The sequence below is a fragment of the Halorubrum sp. DM2 genome (assembly GCF_901686465.1).
Classification (GTDB): domain Archaea; phylum Halobacteriota; class Halobacteria; order Halobacteriales; family Haloferacaceae; genus Halorubrum.
Genome location: NZ_LR594487.1, coordinates 121444 through 137554 on the forward strand (window position 1 = coordinate 121444; position 16111 = coordinate 137554).

Here is a 16111-nt window from a genome sequence, read left to right on the forward strand (position 1 = left end):
GTACGCAACCCGTTGGACGGCTGATAAGCGTTGTCACCCGGTTCTCACGGGTGAGAACCGATATCCTCGATTCGGTTCGCCGACGTCCCCCGAATCACCTCGTCGGCACTGCGTCGTCTCGGCGTTTTCCCAGCGCCGCCTACGCCTCCGCGGCCTCGACGTCGTCGAGTTCGGCCGCCAGCTCGTCGTCCACGTCCGGGGAGACCCACACGACGAAGCGGTCGTCGGACTTGACGATGCCGCGAACGCCCTCTTCCTCGACGGTGGTGCTCTGGTCGACGTCCTCGGGCGCGACGTCGCGGACCTGAAACACCTCGTCGACCATCCAGCCGACCGTCCCGCCCTCGTCGATCTCGCTGTCGTCGAACACGACGATGCGCTCTCGGGGGCCCTCCTCGTCGATGTCGAACAGCGTCTTCGGGTCGACGATCGTGGTCGTCCGACCGCGCAGGTCCATCACGCCCTCGACGTGATCCGGCGAGTTCGGGATCCGCGTGAGTTCGCCGGCGTCGACGATCTCGTCGATAACGCCGATGTCCAGACAGTACGTCCCGTCACCTAGGCCGAACTCCAACACCTTGGTCGGTTCGGCGTCCGCCGTCGACTCCGTGTTCGCCTCTGTGGCTGCCATGCCCGTACCTGCGGTCAACCGACAAATAATCGTGTCCCCTGAATTATCAGGGGTGATTACTGGGTCCGTGGATTTATGCTGATTCTGGGTCCGGTGTGGAACATGAGCAGGACGACGGATCGGCGCGGCGGTCGGGACGGGTCGCCGCGGGTGGTAGTCGTCGACGACTCCCCGTTCATGCGGGGTCTGATAAGTGATCTCTTGAGCGATGCGGGGGTCGCGGTCGTCGGCGAGGCGGGGGACGGAGAAGAGGCGCTCTCGGTGGTCGCCGAGACCCGCCCCGACGTCGTGACGATGGACGTCGAGATGCCCGGTATGGGCGGACTCGAAGCCGTCGAGCGGCTGATGGAGGAGACGCCGACGCCGGTGTTGATGCTGTCGGCGCACACCGACGAGGGCGCGGAGGTCACCTTCGAGGCGCTCGACCGCGGGGCGGTCGACTTCTTCGCGAAGCCCGGCGGTGAGGTCTCGACCGGCGTCTCGCGGGAGTCCGAGCGGCTCGTCGAGGCGGTGCGGTCGGTCGCGGACGCCGACCTCGACGCTGCGACGCGCGAGCGTGACGACCCCAGCTCCGCGGCGTCGCGTCGGTCGGACGCCGGTTCCGACGCGGGAACGGTCGACGTCGATGGACCCCTGACCGTGGTCATCGCGGCGTCGACCGGCGGCCCGAACGCGGTCGAGCGCGTGCTGTCGGCGCTGCCGATGGCCGACTGCCGCGTGGTGATCGTCCAGCACATGCCGGAGGCGTTCACGTCGCGGTTCGCGAACCGGCTCGACGAGGCCTCCGCGTACGACGTGCGTGAGGCGAGCGACGGGGCGCGGATCGGTGCCGGCGAGGCGCTCGTCGCCCGCGGCGGCAGCCACACCCTGATCGACAGCTACCGCTCGGGGCGGCTCCGCGTCAAGCTCGACGCGGACGACGACTCCCACACCGTCACCCCCGCGGCCGACGTGACGATGCGCTCGGCCGCCGAGGTGATCGACGACCCGCTCGTCGGCGTCGTGTTGACCGGGATGGGATCCGACGCCGCCGAGGGGATCCGCGCGATGGCCGACGCCGGGGCGCGGACGCTCGCGCAGAGCGAGGGCACCTGCGTCATCTACGGGATGCCGAAGCGCGCCGTCGAGACCGGCGGGATCGACGAGGTACACGACCTCGACGACGTCGCCGGCGCGATCGTGGGGGGTGAGGCCTGATGGACTCCCACCGCGCCGCGTTCGTCGCCGAGGCGGAAGACGGGATCACGGACCTGAACAACGCCCTGCTCGCCCTCGAAGCCGACCCCGAGGACGCCGAGGCGATGGACGACGTGTTCCGCGTCGCGCACACCCTGAAGGGGAACGCCGCGGCGATGGGGTACGAGGACGTCTCCGACTTCGGACACGCCTTGGAGGACCTGCTGGACGCGGTCCGGCAGGGCGACCGCGAGGTGACCCCCGAGCTGATGGACCTCCTCTTCGAGGGGGTCGACACCGTCGAGGCGATGGTCTCGGAGATCGCCGACACCGGCGACGTGTCGACGGACCCCTCCGACCTCGAATCGCGCCTGCGCGAGATGGAGGAACACGGCACCGTCGGCGGCGACGGGAGTGACGGCGGAACTGACGACGCGGGAAGCGACGACGCGAGCGACGCCGCTGACGACGCGGAAAGCGAGGCGTCGGACGAGGGCGACTCCGATACTGAAGGCGACGACGCCGAAGGCGACGCCGACGCGCCCGATGTCTCGGTGCCCGAGCCGCCGGCGGCCGCGGCCGACCTCCCCGAGCCGGTCGCGTACGCGGACGTGACGATCGGCGAGGCGAAGATGGCCGGGGTTGACGCGGCGCTCGTGCTTCAGGCCCTTGACGAGCAGTTCGACGCGCACGCGACGGACCCCGATCCGGAGGCGTTGGAGGACGGCGAGTACGACGAGCGGTTCGACGCGTTCGTCGGCGGTGCCGACCCCGAGGTCGTCGCCGAGGGACTCCGGGCGCTCACGCAGGTTGAGTCGGTGACGGCGGTCGCGGTCGACGGGTCGGCCGACGGCGACGCGGACGCCGGATCGAGTGACGCGACGGCCGACGACGCGGATGCGGCCGACGATGCCGACGCGGCCGAAGACGTGGACGCTCCGAGCGACGCGGCCGACGACGAGTTCGAGGCCGCCGACCCCGAACCGGCGGAATCTGAGAGCGACGACGGCGGGTCGTCGTCCGGCGGGTCCGACTCCAAGTCCGGCGACGAGATCAAGTCGATCCGCGTCGACGTCGACCAAGTCGACGAGCTGTACGGGCTGGTCGAACAGCTGGTGACGAGCCGGATCAAGCTCCGCCGCGAGATCGAGGGGACGGACGCGGAGTCCGACGCCTTAGACGAGCTGGACAAGCTCGCCTCCAGCCTTCAGGACACGGCGATGGACATGCGGCTCATCCCGTTCTCGCAGGTGTCCGACTCGTTCCCGCGGCTCGTCCGCGACATCTCGCGGGACCTCGACAAGCGGATCGACTTCGAGATCGAGGGCGACGACGTCGAGTTGGACCGCACGATCCTCACGGAGATGCGCGACCCGCTCGTCCACGTCCTGCGGAACGCGGTCGACCACGGGATCGAGTCGCCGGCGGAGCGCGAGGCGGCCGGCAAGGACCCGATGGGAACCGTCGAGCTCACGGCCGAGCGCGAGCGCGACCACGTGATCATCGAGGTCACCGACGACGGCGGGGGACTCGACCCCGATCAGCTCCGCGACAAGGCGGTCGACGAGGGCGTCAAGAGCCGCGAAGCGGTCGAGGCGATGGAGGACGACGAGGTGTACGACCTCGTGTTCCACCCCGGCTTCTCCACGGCGGAGGAGGTCACGGACGTCTCCGGCCGCGGCGTCGGCATGGACGTGGTCCGAACGACCGCGCGCGACCTCGACGGCTCGGTCTCGGTCGAGAGCGACCCGGGCGAGGGGACGACGGTCCGGTTCCGGCTCCCGGTCACCGTCGCCATCGTGAAGGTGATGTTCGTCGACGTCGGCGGCACGGAGTACGGCATCCCGATAAAATCGATCGCGGAGGTCGCCCGCGCAGACGACGTCGAGGAGGTCCACGGCGACGAGGTCGTCAGACACGAGGACGACCTCTACCCCGTCGTCAGGCTCAACGAGCGGCTCGGCGAGATCGACCCGACCGCGGCCGAGACGTCCGCCGAGGAGACCCCGGCCGCCGACGGCGGCGTCGCGGTCGACGGCGAGAGCGCCGACGCACCGGAGATCGGCGACGACGAGGACGCGGCCGAGGAGGCCGGAGGCGCGACCGACGACGGGATGCTCGTGCGGATCCGCGAGGAGACCCGCCAGGTCGCGCTCCACTGCGACGCCGTCTTAGACCAGGAGGAAGTGGTCGTCAAACCGCTCGACGGTCCGCTCTCGGGGACGCCCGGCCTCAGCGGCACGGCCGTCCTCGGGGACGGGGATGTCGTGGCCGTGCTCGACGTGGTGAGCCTATGAGCGACGCGACGGACGGCCCGGCGGGGGAGACCGCGTTCGAGGGCGTTCTCCGGCAGATCGACGACACGGTTCCGTTCGAGCCGGGGTACTACAACGAGTCGTACCTCGACCGCCGGATCACGGCGCGGATGCGGCGGCGCGACACGGAGTCGCACGCCGAGTACGAGCGCATCCTCCGCGAGGACGCCGACGAGCGCGAGGCGCTGATGGACGCGCTCACGATCAACGTGACGGAGTTCTTCCGCAACCCGGAGATGTGGGACGTCCTCCGCGAGGTGTTGCGCGAGCGGACCGCGAACCAGCGGCGCGTCAGGGTGTGGTCCGCGCCGTCGGCCGACGGCCGCGAGCCGTACTCAGTCGCAATGTTAGCCTGCGACGACGACGAGATAGACGAGTCGCGCGTGGAGGTGCTCGGCTCCGACATCAGCGAGGAGGCGCTCGACAACGCCCGAGAGGGCGTCTACCACACGACGCGGACGACCGACATCGCCGAGGAGCTGGAGCCGCTCTCGGACCCGGACCGCTACGTCGAGCGCGACGAGGACGCGTTCCGCGTGCGCTCGGCGGTCAAGCGCCTCGTCGAGTTCGAGACGCACGACCTGATCCGCGACGGGGCCCGCGACCCCTTCGACGTGGTGCTCTGCCGCAACCTGCTGATCTACATCGACATCGACCACAAGGCCGCCCTGTTCGACACGCTCGAGGCGTCGCTCGCAGAGGACGGCGTCCTCGTGTTGGGAATGACCGAGAGCGTCCCCCCGGACCGGAGCGACCGCTACGAGCCGATCGACAAGCGACGGCGGGTGTTCGGGAGGCGCTGATGTCGCTGTACCAGCACGCCCGGGACGGGAACGCGGAGCAGATCCGGGACGCGCTCGGCAGCGACAGCGCCGCCGTCCGCCGCCGCGCCGCCGAGTTCCTCGGCGAGATCGGCGAGGAGGGCGACCAGCCGACGATCGACGGGCTACTCAGCGCCGCGACCACCGACGACGACCCCGAGGTCCGCGGGGCTGCCGTCGACGCGCTGGACGCCATCGGCGAGGCCGCGCTCGAACAGCTCCTCGAAGAGCTCACCGGGGGTGGCAACGACGGCGAGGCCGAGTGGGTAACCGCGCGCAAGTTCGCCCGCGCACTCGAAGCCGACCGCCCGGAGCTCCGCATGGCCGCGGCGAACGCGCTCGCCCGGCTCGACGACGCGAGCGGCGTTCAACCGCTGGTGGGCGCGCTCAACGACGAGGACGCCCGCGTCCGACTGCGCGCGGCGCAGGCCTGCGGGACCTTCGCCGACCCGCGGGCGGTCCCCGGACTCCGCGACGCGCTCGGCGACGAGGTCCCGCGCGTGCGCCGTGCCGCGGCGAACGCCCTCGGGGCGATCGGCACCGACGAGGCGCTGTCGCCGCTCCTCGACCTGCTCGACGACGGCGACGAGTCGATCCGACGGATCGCGGCCGGCGCGCTCGGGAAGGCGAGCAACCCGGAGCCGGTCGAACCGCTCGCGCGGGCGCTCGGCGACGAGAGCGCGGTCGTGCGCAACGCGGCGGTGTACTCCGTCATCGAACTGCTCTCGAACGTGCCGACCCAGCAGAGCCACGCGGTCCGCGACCAGGTCGTCTCGGAGCTGAAGGCGGCCGACGACGCGACGGTCGTCGAACCGCTCGTCGAGATCCTCACCGACGGCCAGCAGTCCCGCCAGCGCCGGAACGCGGCGTGGATCCTCGGGCGCGTGGCGGACCCGGACACCCCTACGGCGGTGGAGGCGCTCGCGGACGCGCTCGCGGACGACGATCCGCAGACCGCGCAGTTCGCGGCCACGAGTCTGAAGAGCCTCGGCGGCCCGGTCGTCGAGGACCGACTGCTCGACAAGCTGGGCCCCGAACACCCGGAGGACGCCCGCGCGAAGGCCGTGTTCGTCCTCGGACAGATCGGCGGACAGGAGACGCTGAACCGCCTCGAAGAGTACGCCGACGACGACAGTCAGGCCGTCAGAAAGCGCGTGTTCTCGGCGGTCTCGAAGCTCAAGGCGGGTGGTCCGTAAATGTCTCAGGAGGACAGCGAGTACAAGATCACCGACACCCAAGCGAAGTTCGCGGTCGCGGTCCGCGAGGGGCGGAAGGTGAGCGACGTCTCTTGGACCCCCGGACGGGTCCTCCTCTCGAACCGGCGGCTGATCCTCGCCGGCAACGACGGGAAGCGGACGGTCCCCCTGTCGAAGCTGGAGCGGCTCGGCGGTCGCCACGACGCGAACCAGACGGTCGCGCGCGTCTCGAACTACGTGAGCTTCGATCTGGGCGAGCAGGTGCTTCTCGTCGCGGCCTCCGACCACGAGTCGTTCGAGCGCGACGTCTACCGCGCGTTGCTCGACCAGAAGACCGTGATGGCGAAACACCCCGCGATCGAGGGCGGCGTCGTCCAAGACACCGAGTGGGAGCAGGCCCGCGTGAAGATCGACGAGAACGGTCTCAACGCCGCCTTGGAGCGCGGCGTCTTCGTGAAGTTCGACCTCGACGACATCAGCGGGCTCGACGCCGCGAAACGCACCGTTAACGGCGATAAGAAGCCCGTCATCGAGGTGTCACACACCGACGACGAGGGGACGAGTATCGAGACCCACGTCGCGGGCGACCCGAACCGGATGCGGTTCGTCGAGTCGTGGCTCCGCAAGGGCGAGGAGCGCTCGTCGACGAACGTCGACCTCTCCAGTCGCGACCGAGAGGTGTTGATGGCGCTGTACTCCGGCGTCTCGCCGTTCGAGATCCCCTCGTTCCTCGGGATGGACGTCGACGACGTCGAGGAGACGTTCGAGCGGCTGGTCGAGCTCGAAGTGGTCGAGGAGGTCCGGATCCGCCGGGAGGTCGCGCTCAACTCCCGCGGCCGCAACATCGCCAGCGAGGCGATGAACGAGCAGTAGCCGGGCGACGGAACCCATCCGCCGAGGATCCCGGTCGCCGCGTCGAATCACGTTTAAGTCGGTGCCCCGCCGAGTGCGTCCATGAGCTACGAGGCGGTGCTTTTCGACCTCGACAACACCCTGTACCCGTACGCCCCGTGTAACGAGGCGGGCAAGCGGGCCGCGCTCGACGCCCTCCGCGAGCGCGGATACGAACTGGACCGCGACGCGTTCGACGACCTGTACGCGGTCGGCCGCCGCGAGGCGAAACGCGAGACGCGCACCACCGCCGCGTCCCACGACCGGCACGTCTACTTCAAGCGCGGCCTGTACCGGCACGCGGGCGAGCCGGACGTCGCGGGCGCGCTGGCGGCCGGCGACGCCTACTGGGACGGGTTCCTCGACGAGATGGCGCTCTGTGAGGGAGTCGAGACCGTCTTCGACGCCCTCGGGGCGGCGGGGACCGACGTTGCGGTCGTGACCAACCTCACGACGCGGGTCCAGCTGCGCAAGCTCGCGCACTTGGGGATCGACGACCGGATCGACCTGCTCGTCACCTCCGAGGAGGTCGGCCGCGAGAAGCCGAGCGCGCTCCCGTTCACGACCGCGCTCGCCGAACTCGACTACCGACCGACCGAGGCGCTCGCGGTCGGCGACAACGTCGACGCCGACGTCGCCGGCGCGAACGCCGTCGGCACCGACACGGCGCTGTTCGTCGCCGACGGCGACGCGCCCGCCGCGGCGGATCTCACCGGTCCGCGCCGCCCCGACCACCGACTCGACTCTTTCGCCGACCTGACGGAGGTGGCGGCGTGAGCCGAGAGGACCCCGACCTCCTCCGCGAGGCGCGCGAGGCGGTCGTTGAGTACGCGCCCGCGCTGGCGGACCTGACCCCGGGACGGACCGGGAACCTGAGCGTCCGCGACGGCGACGCCGTGGCGGTCACGCCCACCGGCGTCCCGTACGACTCCTTCGACGCCGTCGACGTGCCCGTCGTCTCGCTCTCGGGCGAGCGGCTGGCCGGCCGGATGGCCCCGTCGAGCGAGGTGCCCATGCACACGGGGATCTACAAGCACGACCGGCCGGGCGCGATCGTCCACACCCACTCGCCGTGGGCGACGACGATGGCGACGCTCCATCGGAAGCTCCCCCCGATCCACTACATGATCGCCGCGGTTGGGCGGGAGGTCCCCTTGGCCGACTACGCGCCGTACGGCACCGAGGAACTGGCCGCGAACGTCGTCGCCGCGATGGCCGAGGCCGACTCCGACGCGGCAATCCTCGCGAACCACGGGCTGGTGGTGACCGGCCCGGACGTCGAGACGGCCGTCGAGAACACCCACCACGTCGAGGACATCTGTCGGCTCTACCTCCGCGCGTCCGCGGTGGGCGAGCCGCACGTCCTCACCGACGAGCAGATGGCGACCGTCGAGGAGCGGTTCGAGAGCTACGGCCAGCAGCCGGACGACGCCTGATACGTCCGCGTCCTCTCCCCGCCCCGTCCGGGCGACGCAGAGCCGGTTTTATAAATACCGGGGCGGGCTACGGGATCGGTATGACAGACACGGAGCCGGCCCCGGCGGTCCGCGAGACCGCCGAGTCGATCGCGACCATGGAGATCCGCGGTGCGGCGACCATCGCCGCCGCGGCCGCCGAGGCGCTCGCCGATCAGGCGGAGGCGGCGGCCGAGGCGGACGCGACCGCGAGCGACCCCGAGGCGTTCCGCGCGTCGATGCGCGCCGCGGGACGCTCCCTCCGCGAGACGCGTCCGACGGCGGTGTCGCTGCCGAACGCCCTCCGATACGTCCTCCAGCGGATGGAAGGGAAGTCGGTCGACGCGCTTCGGGACAGCGTCGTCGACGCGAGCGACGCGTTCGTCCGCCAGCTCGACCGCGCGCAGGAGGACCTCGGAGAGGTCGGTGCGAACCGCCTCGCCGACGGCGACACGGTGATGACGCACTGTCACTCCACCGACGCGCTCGCGTGTATCGAGGCGGCGGTCGAGCAGGGGAAGTCGATATCGGCGGTCGTCAAGGAGACGCGGCCGCGCCAGCAAGGGCACATCACCGCCGAGGCGCTCCGGGAGATGGGCGTCCCCGTCACGCTGATCGTCGACTCGGCGGCGCGGCGGTACCTCGACGAGGTCGACCACGTGGTCGTCGGTGCCGACTCGATCGCCGCGGACGGCGGCGTGATAAACAAGATCGGCACCTCGGGGCTGGCGGTCAACGCCCGCGAGCGCGGCGTCCCGATCATGACCGCGGCCCAGACGATCAAGCTCCACCCGGAGACGCTGACGGGCCACACCGTCGAGATCGAGATGCGCGACGAGGAGGAGGTTATCGACCCGGAGGCCCGCGAGGCGATCGGCGAGATCGCGGTCGAGAACCCGGCGTTCGACGTGACGCCGCCGCGGTACATGGACGCGATCGTCACCGAACACGGGCAGTTCCCTCCGGAGAGCATCGTGGCGCTGATGCGGGAGCTGTTCGGCGAGGGCGCTGCCGAACCGTGGGCAGAGCAATGAGCGGCCGCGACGACGCTGCCCCGGACGGCGACGGCGAGGAGGGCGTCGACGACTGGGACGAGACGGTCGCGGAGTGGGACCGCGAACTCGACGAGTGGGAGGGCGACGACGCGCCCGCCGGCGACGACGGAGCGGCGACGACGGACGGAGCGGCGGCGACCGACGATTCGCCCGCCGACGTCGACGGCGGAGAAAGCGACGACGCGGTCGACCCCGCGGTCGACGCCGACCCGGACCTGAGTCCCGAGGACGGCGCTCGCGTGCCGAAGGTCGTCTCCGCGGGCCACATCAACTGGGACGTGACGATCCACGTCGACAGCCTCCCGGAGCCGGACGGCGAGACCCGGATCGAGCGGCTCGAACAGTCCGGCGGCGGCAGCGCCGCGAACGTCGCGGTCGGGCTCGTCGATCTGGGCGGCCAGTCGGTCGTCTACGGCAGCGTCGGCGGCGACGAGTCGGGTGCGCTGGCGCTGCGCGAGCTGTCGAAGGCCGGCGTCGACCCCGGACAGGTGCTCGTCGACGCCGCCGAGCCGACCTCGGTGAAGTACGTCATCGTCGACGGCGGCGGCGAGCTGCTCATGCTCGCCAACGACGGTGCGAACGAGTCGTTCTCGGCGGCCGGACTCGACCGCGACACGCTCGCGGCCGCCGACCACCTCCACCTCACCGGGCAACAGCCCGAGACCGCGGCGGCGCTCGCGACCGCGGCCGCGGAGGCGGGCGCGACCCGGAGCTTCGACCCCGGCCGCCGGGTGGCCGACCGCGAGTTCGACGCCGCGCTCGCGGCGAGCGACGTCCTGTTCGTAAACGACCGCGAGGCCGACGCGCTCGACGCCGGGACCGATGTCGACCCGTGGGAGCCGGACGACCGCGTCGTCGCGATCAAGCTCGGAGACGAGGGCGCAACGGTCCGCACCCCGCACGGCAGCGTCTCGCACCCGGGGTTCGACGTCGACCCGGTCGACACGACCGGCGCGGGCGACGCCTTCGCGGCCGGGTTCCTCGCGGCCGCGCTGCGGGAGCCGGAGATAACCGGCGACGGGTTCTCGCACGACCCGCGCGACTACCAGGTGCCGATCCTGGTCGCCAACGCCTGCGGTGCCGTCGCGACCGAGTCGGTGACCGCGCGGACCGACCTCTCGTGGGAGCGCGTCCGCGAGACGATGGGCGAGTCGCCGGAGACGGATCTCCTCATCGAGGTCCGCGCGTAACCCCTCGCCGTCGCGGTCGAGGCCGGCACGCTCGACGGGTCGTCGTCAGGGCGAACGCCGCCCGCGGGGCTACCGGTCGGAGATCCCGTCCCCGTTTCGGACCGCCCCCGTCTCCCCCCAGCCGTCGGTGACCGAGAACTGGGCCAACTCGGGGAGCGGGTCGCTCGTGACGCGGAGCAGCGCGGACGAGTAGGTGATCGCCTCGCCGCAGGCCACCGCCTCGTCCTCTCGGCCTCGAACCGTCGCGTCCGCGACGAGCGTCCCGTCCGCGACGCCGACCCCGTCGAACGCGATCTCGTCGTGACAGGTGGTCGGCCCGACGGACTCGACGTAGCAGACGACCGACTCCGCGAAGTCGGTCTTCGCGAGGAACTCCCGGGCCGGCTCGGGGGCCCCGTCGAGGATTCCCGTGCCCTCGCCGTCCTCCTCGGTGATCAGCACGCAGATCCCGCGCCGTTGCGTCCGGTCCCATGCCGGGCCGGAGAGCGCCTCGCCGACCTGGTGGACGCCGGTCGAGACCTCGCCGTCGTCGTCGGCCCCGTCGCTGCCTCCGTCACCGCCGTCGCCGTCGCCGTCACCGCCGTCGCCGTCACCGCTCCCGCCGTCCGTGTCGTTTCCGGGGTCGCCGCCGTCTCCGCCGTCGGAGCCGTTCCCGCCCGGAACGGGGTCGCCGGCCTCGGTACACCCTGCGAGCGCGGCGACGCCGCCGGCGGCGACACCGTAGAGGGTCCTCCGTCGCGTGAACTCGGTCATACCTCGCGGTACGCGGCCGGCATATAAGGGCTTCGTGTACGCACAAACAGCCGTCTGAGCGACCGCGGCCGGCGATCACGCCGGCGCGAACAGCGCCTCGATCCCGTCTCGATCGAGGCCGGCGGCGAGGCCGAGCGCGAGCGCGACGCGCGCCTTCGCGGCCGGCAGGTCTCCGGCGAAGGTCACCCCGTGTTCCGCGAGCGTGACGGCTCCGCCCGGCGTCCCGTACACCGGCTCCGTCGGTCCGGCCGGCGGACGGCCCGCCACGACCACCGGGACGGACGGGTCGTCGATCGTCTCGCCGACCGCGTCGCCGAGCGCGCGGGTGACGTTCCCGAGCCCGGTCCCCTCCACGACGACCCCGCCGACGCCGGCGTCGAGCGCGCGTTCGAGCGCGCCCGCGCCGACGCCGGTCCCGGAGTGGATCACCGGGACCTCGGGCACGGCCGCGGCGTCATCGACCGCGTCCGCGAGGGGGTCGACGGGCACGCCGCGCTCGGGCGTCCGGAGGAGCCGCGAGGCGGCGCGGGTGAACGTCGCGACCGGTCCCGCCCCCGGCGAGGTCATCGTCGACAGCGCGTTGCTGTGGCCCTTCACCACGTCGCGGGCGGCGTGAAGCTCGTCGTCGAACGCGACGTGGACCCCGGGCGCGAACCGGTCGTCCGCGGCCGCCCGCACCGCGAGCGCGAGGTTCGCCGGCACGTCGCTTGACGGCTCGTCGAGCCGTCGCTGCGCGCCGGTCACGACGACCGGCGCGTCGAGGTCGGTGAGGAGGTCCAGCGCGAACGCGGTGTCCGCGAGGGTGTCCGTCCCGTGCGTGACGACGACGCCGTCCGCGCCCTCCTCGGCGGCCTCGTCCGCCTCAGAGGCCTCTTCAGACCCCTCGCCGACCGCGTCGCGTGCGGCGGCCGCGGTTGCGAGCACGTCCTGCCACCGGACGTCGAACCCGGGCTGTGAGCACACCTCTCTGGTCGTCACCCGCGCGTGGTCCGTCACGGCCGGCACCGCCTCAACGAGGTCGGCCCCGGTCTTCTCGGGAGCCGCACCGTTGTCTCCCGGCTCCGAGGCGATGGTGCCGCCGCAAGCGACGACCGCTACCCGCGGGCGGCCACCGTCGGTGCGCGCCGCGGAACGGTCTCGGTCGGTTCGGTCCTCGCGTCGGTCGCAGCGATCGGTTCCGGTCATATCTTCCCCTCGCCCCCGACGGACAAATCGGTTGGTGCCGCGGCAGCCGCTCGCGTCCGACGCCGCCGCGACCGGGCCGGTCCTCGCGTCGTCCAAAGCGGTCCGTGGCAGTCGGATCGGTCCGAAACTGACGGATCGGCTTGGATCCCGAAACAAAGGATTAGCTGGTCCGATAAATAGTTAAAACGTTTCTGAGAGGCTTTTAAAATGTCCCGGACGGTCGAGAAACGTGGTGAAATTCACCGAACCCTCGTCGGGCTATATGTGGTCCCCCGTCGTACGGAGAGGTGTCCATGTCAACCCCCGCTCCCACGCAGATCGCCTCCGGCGAACGGCTCGCCGGGCTGATGACCGGCACCGTCAAAGCCGCGGCCTTCTGGGCGGCCATCGCGATTCCCGCCACGTACCCCGTCCTGCTACACTCTGGGCTCGACGGCGGCACCGGCCAGCTGTTCGTCGCCCTGCTGTTCGCGAACGCCCTCGCGCTCGCGCTCGGCCACGACCACAAGCGCTGAGGACCGCCGTCGAACCGCTCGGACGACCGCCGCCGCGCCGCGTGGACACGGACGCGACGCCCTCCCACCCTCTGTTGCTGTTATCCCTCGCCGACCGCCGCCTCCCTCGCCTTCCGCTCTCGAAGCGCTTACCCCCGGCCCGGTCCGACTGCGGGTATGAGCGACGAGACTCGCGTCGAGTGGCGCGACTGGGGTCCCGAGGCGTTCGCCGAGGCCGACGAGCGTGACTGCCCGGTGCTGCTCTCGCTGTCGGCCACGTGGTGCGAGGGCTGTCACGAGATGGACGCCGTCACCTACGCCGAGCCGCGGATTGCCGCCAACGTCAACGAGGGGTTCGTCCCCGTCCGCGTCGACGTCGACCGCCACCCGCGAGTCCGCGAGCGGTACAACATGGGCGGGTTCCCGACGACCGCCTTCCTCACCCCCGATGGGACGCTGCTGACCGGTGCGGGGTACCTCGATGTCGACGGCATGCGGCAGGTCCTCGAATCGGTCCGGACGATGTGGGCCGACAAGGGCCGCGAGGCGGGGCGGATCCCCCGCGCGCTTGACGCCGACCTCCCGCCCCGCGGCGAGCTGACGGACGCCATCGAGAGCCACCTCGCTGGCCAACTGGAGGTGAAGTACGACGACGAGTACGCCGGTTGGGGGTCCGACGCGAAGTTCCCGCTGCCGCGCACCGTCGAGTTCGCGCTGAAGCGCGACCGGGACCGCGCGCTCCGGACGCTCGACGCGGTCCGCGACCACCTCGCCGACGACGTCGCGGGCGGGTTCTTCCGGTACGCGGGCACCCGCGACTGGGGCGACGTCGCCTACGAGAAGCCCCTCGACACGAACGCCGCGGTGACCCGCGCGTTCGCCAACGCCTTCCTCTACACCGGCGACGACGCCTACCTCGACCCCGCGCTCGACGCGGTCGACTTTCTCACCGACGACCTGTGGACCGGCTACGGCGTCGGCGGGAGCCTCGGTCCCGGGCTCGGCCGGGCGTACTACGCGGCTCCGGCCGCGGACCGCACCGAGCTGGACGACCCGCGCCGCGACCTCACCGTCTTCGCCGGGGGCAACGCGCTCGCCGCGGACGCGCTGCTCGCGGTGGCCGCGTACACCGACGACGAGCACGCCCGCGAGTACGCCGACCGGATCTTCGACGGACTCGAACGGGACCTGATCGACGCCGAGACGGGCGAAGTGACCCACTACCGCGGCAGCGACGAGGCCGGCGAGACCGACCTGCTCGAAGACGCCGCCCGCGTCATCGGCGCGTATGTCCGCGCCGCCGGCGTGCGGGGCGAGGGGGTCGACGTCGCCCGAGCGGTCGCGGACCGGGCGATCGACAGGCTCCGCGTCAACGGCTCGTTCGTCGACGGGCCACGCTCCGGGTCGGGGCTGCTCGACCGGTCGTTCCGGCCGCTCGACGCCAACGTGGAGATGGCGACGGCGCTGGCCGATCTGGCGGCGCTCACGGGCGAAGAGCGGTATCACGAGGTCGCCCGCGAGACGGCCGAGGCGTTCGCCGGCGCGACCGAGCGGCTCAGCGTTCAGGTGGCCGGCTACGGGAGCCTCGCCGCCCGCCTCCGTCGCGGAACGACCGTCATCGCGGTCGGGACCGAACCCGGCAGCGACCTCCACCGCGCCGCGTGGCGGGTCGCCGACCACGAGAAGGTGGTCGCGCCGAACGCCCACGAGGAGGGTGCGCCCGCGCCGCGGTCGGTTCCGGCGGGCACCGCGGTCGTCCTCGGGGGCGACGACGCCTCCGAGCCGGCGGAAACGCCGGGCGAGTTGATGGACCGCGTCGGCGACGTACTGGCCTGACGCCCGGCGACGCGACGGGCGCGACGTGTCGTCGGATCGGCGGCGGAGTCGTCGCGCTCCGCCGGTGCGGCTGCCCAGATCGTAAACGTGCGACGCGTTTATACGGGTGCCGCGGCATCCCCGGATATGGCATCTCTCCGCGACTTAGGGCTCTCCGAGTACGAGGCCCGGGCGTACCGCGCGCTCCTCCGGACCGGGCCGACCACCGCGAAGGACCTCTCCCGGGCGAGCGAGGTCCCGATGGGCCGGATCTACGACGTGCTCAACAGCTTGGAGCAACACAGCTTGGTCCGCAGTCAGGCGGCCAGCCGACCGAAGAAGTACGTCGCGGTCGAGCCGGACGCCGCGCTCGACCGCCTGCTCGACGAGAAGAAGCAGGAGCTCCAGACGCAGGCCGAACAGTACGAGTCGGTCGTCGACGACCTGTCGGCCGAACTCGACGCCGGCGAGCCGGTCGACGGCCAGTTCTGGACCGCGGCCGTCGGCGCGGAGGACGCGACGGACCTCCTCTTGGAGCGGATCGCCGCCGCGGAGCGCCGGGTCGTCGTGGTGGCCGGCGCGCCCGCGACCGGGTTCGACCTCGGCACGATCGGCGAGCGCGTGACCGCGGAACTGGAGTCGGCGCTCGAACGCGGCGTGGAGATCCGCGTGTTGCTGTCGCCGGCGACGGTCGACGAGCTCCCCCGGAGCGTCGGCCGCCGATACACGTCGGAGCTGGCCGAGGAGGACGGCTTCCAGGTCCGAACCTCGCCCGGCGTCGACGGGACGTTCAACGTGTTCGACGAGATCGAGGTGTGTATCGAGGTGCCGCATCCACTGTCGGCCGACGAGCCGTTCGCGATGATCGACGTGAAGGACATCGAGTTCGCGACGAGCGTCAAAGAGCAGTTCGAGCCGCGCTGGGCGGAGGCGGAGCCGCTGACGTTCGGGTAGGCCGGACTTGGGTGATGATAGCTTATAAACGACGGTGCGGTGGCGCGCGCCTCCGAGCGGTCACCCCCGGCGACCGCGAAGGAGCGTCGCGCGAGGGAGTCAGTCGCCGGAGCGAAGCGACGGCGACTGACGAGGCTGGGGAGGTGAGAGGTGCGGTGCTATTGTGGGATGGGACTCGAAG

General features: G+C 71.5%; 15 protein-coding genes. 12 read left to right on the forward strand and 3 right to left on the reverse strand.

What is annotated here, in order from left to right:
• Positions 1–139 precede the first annotated feature (139 nt).
• Positions 140–631 carry a chemotaxis protein CheW gene (locus QOL69_RS00620; RefSeq protein ID WP_048078143.1) on the reverse strand — a complete coding sequence of 164 codons (492 nt, stop codon included), beginning with the start codon at positions 629–631 and terminating at the stop codon, positions 140–142.
• A 102-nt stretch (positions 632–733) separates the two neighbouring features.
• On the opposite strand from QOL69_RS00620, the gene cheB reads away from it, so the two are divergent.
• The 9 genes from cheB to QOL69_RS00665 all read left to right on the forward strand — a co-directional run bounded on the left by cheB (position 734) and on the right by QOL69_RS00665 (position 10729).
• Positions 734–1828 carry a chemotaxis-specific protein-glutamate methyltransferase CheB gene (gene cheB, locus QOL69_RS00625; protein ID WP_283401632.1) on the forward strand — a complete coding sequence of 365 codons (1095 nt, stop codon included), beginning with the start codon at positions 734–736 and terminating at the stop codon, positions 1826–1828.
• On the forward strand, positions 1828–4104 hold the full coding sequence (locus QOL69_RS00630; protein WP_283401633.1) for a chemotaxis protein CheA: 2277 nt from the start codon (positions 1828–1830) through the stop codon (positions 4102–4104). The genes cheB and QOL69_RS00630 overlap by 1 nt, the downstream gene beginning before the upstream one ends.
• Positions 4101–4925 carry a CheR family methyltransferase gene (locus QOL69_RS00635; protein ID WP_048078145.1) on the forward strand — a complete coding sequence of 275 codons (825 nt, stop codon included), beginning with the start codon at positions 4101–4103 and terminating at the stop codon, positions 4923–4925. The genes QOL69_RS00630 and QOL69_RS00635 overlap by 4 nt, the downstream gene beginning before the upstream one ends.
• Complete coding sequence (locus QOL69_RS00640; RefSeq protein ID WP_283401634.1) at positions 4925–6139, forward strand: HEAT repeat domain-containing protein; 1215 nt, start codon at positions 4925–4927, stop codon at positions 6137–6139. The genes QOL69_RS00635 and QOL69_RS00640 overlap by 1 nt, the downstream gene beginning before the upstream one ends.
• Positions 6140–7012: a CheF family chemotaxis protein gene (locus QOL69_RS00645; RefSeq protein ID WP_048078144.1), complete on the forward strand. Its 873-nt coding sequence runs from the start codon at positions 6140–6142 to the stop codon at positions 7010–7012. It abuts the gene before it with no gap.
• Positions 7013–7093: 81 nt separating this feature from the next.
• A complete protein-coding gene (locus QOL69_RS00650; RefSeq protein ID WP_283401635.1) occupies positions 7094–7807 on the forward strand; it encodes a ribulose-1,5-bisphosphate 5-phosphatase in 714 nt (237 codons plus the stop codon).
• Entirely contained in the window at positions 7804–8466 is a 663-nt protein-coding gene (locus tag QOL69_RS00655) for a ribulose-1-phosphate aldolase (protein ID WP_283401636.1), read from the forward strand. Before QOL69_RS00650 ends, QOL69_RS00655 begins: the two co-directional genes overlap by 4 nt.
• Before the next feature lie 80 nt (positions 8467–8546).
• Entirely contained in the window at positions 8547–9518 is a 972-nt protein-coding gene (locus QOL69_RS00660; RefSeq protein ID WP_283401637.1) for a ribose 1,5-bisphosphate isomerase, read from the forward strand.
• On the forward strand, positions 9515–10729 hold the full coding sequence (locus QOL69_RS00665; RefSeq protein WP_283401638.1) for an ATP-dependent ribose-1-phosphate kinase: 1215 nt from the start codon (positions 9515–9517) through the stop codon (positions 10727–10729). Before QOL69_RS00660 ends, QOL69_RS00665 begins: the two co-directional genes overlap by 4 nt.
• 69 nt (positions 10730–10798) lie before the next feature.
• Here QOL69_RS00665 and QOL69_RS00670 read toward each other — a convergent pair whose 3' ends face one another.
• Positions 10799–11482 (reverse strand): hypothetical protein, encoded by a 684-nt coding sequence (locus QOL69_RS00670; RefSeq protein ID WP_283401639.1) that lies wholly within the window; start codon positions 11480–11482, stop codon positions 10799–10801.
• 75 nt (positions 11483–11557) lie between these two features.
• Positions 11558–12667, reverse strand: a complete 1110-nt coding sequence (locus QOL69_RS00675; RefSeq protein WP_283401640.1) for an asparaginase domain-containing protein — start codon at positions 12665–12667, stop codon at positions 11558–11560.
• Positions 12668–12960: 293 nt separating this feature from the next.
• Between QOL69_RS00675 and QOL69_RS00680 the strand changes: the two genes are divergently transcribed.
• The 3 genes from QOL69_RS00680 (at position 12961) to QOL69_RS00690 (ending at position 15930) form a co-directional block, all read left to right on the forward strand.
• Positions 12961–13182, forward strand: coding sequence for a DUF8028 family protein (locus QOL69_RS00680; RefSeq protein WP_048078147.1), 222 nt, complete (start codon positions 12961–12963; stop codon positions 13180–13182).
• A 156-nt stretch (positions 13183–13338) separates the two neighbouring features.
• Complete coding sequence (locus QOL69_RS00685; protein WP_283401641.1) at positions 13339–14997, forward strand: DUF255 domain-containing protein; 1659 nt, start codon at positions 13339–13341, stop codon at positions 14995–14997.
• Positions 14998–15123: 126 nt separating this feature from the next.
• Positions 15124–15930: a TrmB family transcriptional regulator gene (locus QOL69_RS00690; RefSeq protein ID WP_283401642.1), complete on the forward strand. Its 807-nt coding sequence runs from the start codon at positions 15124–15126 to the stop codon at positions 15928–15930.
• Positions 15931–16111 lie beyond the last annotated feature (181 nt).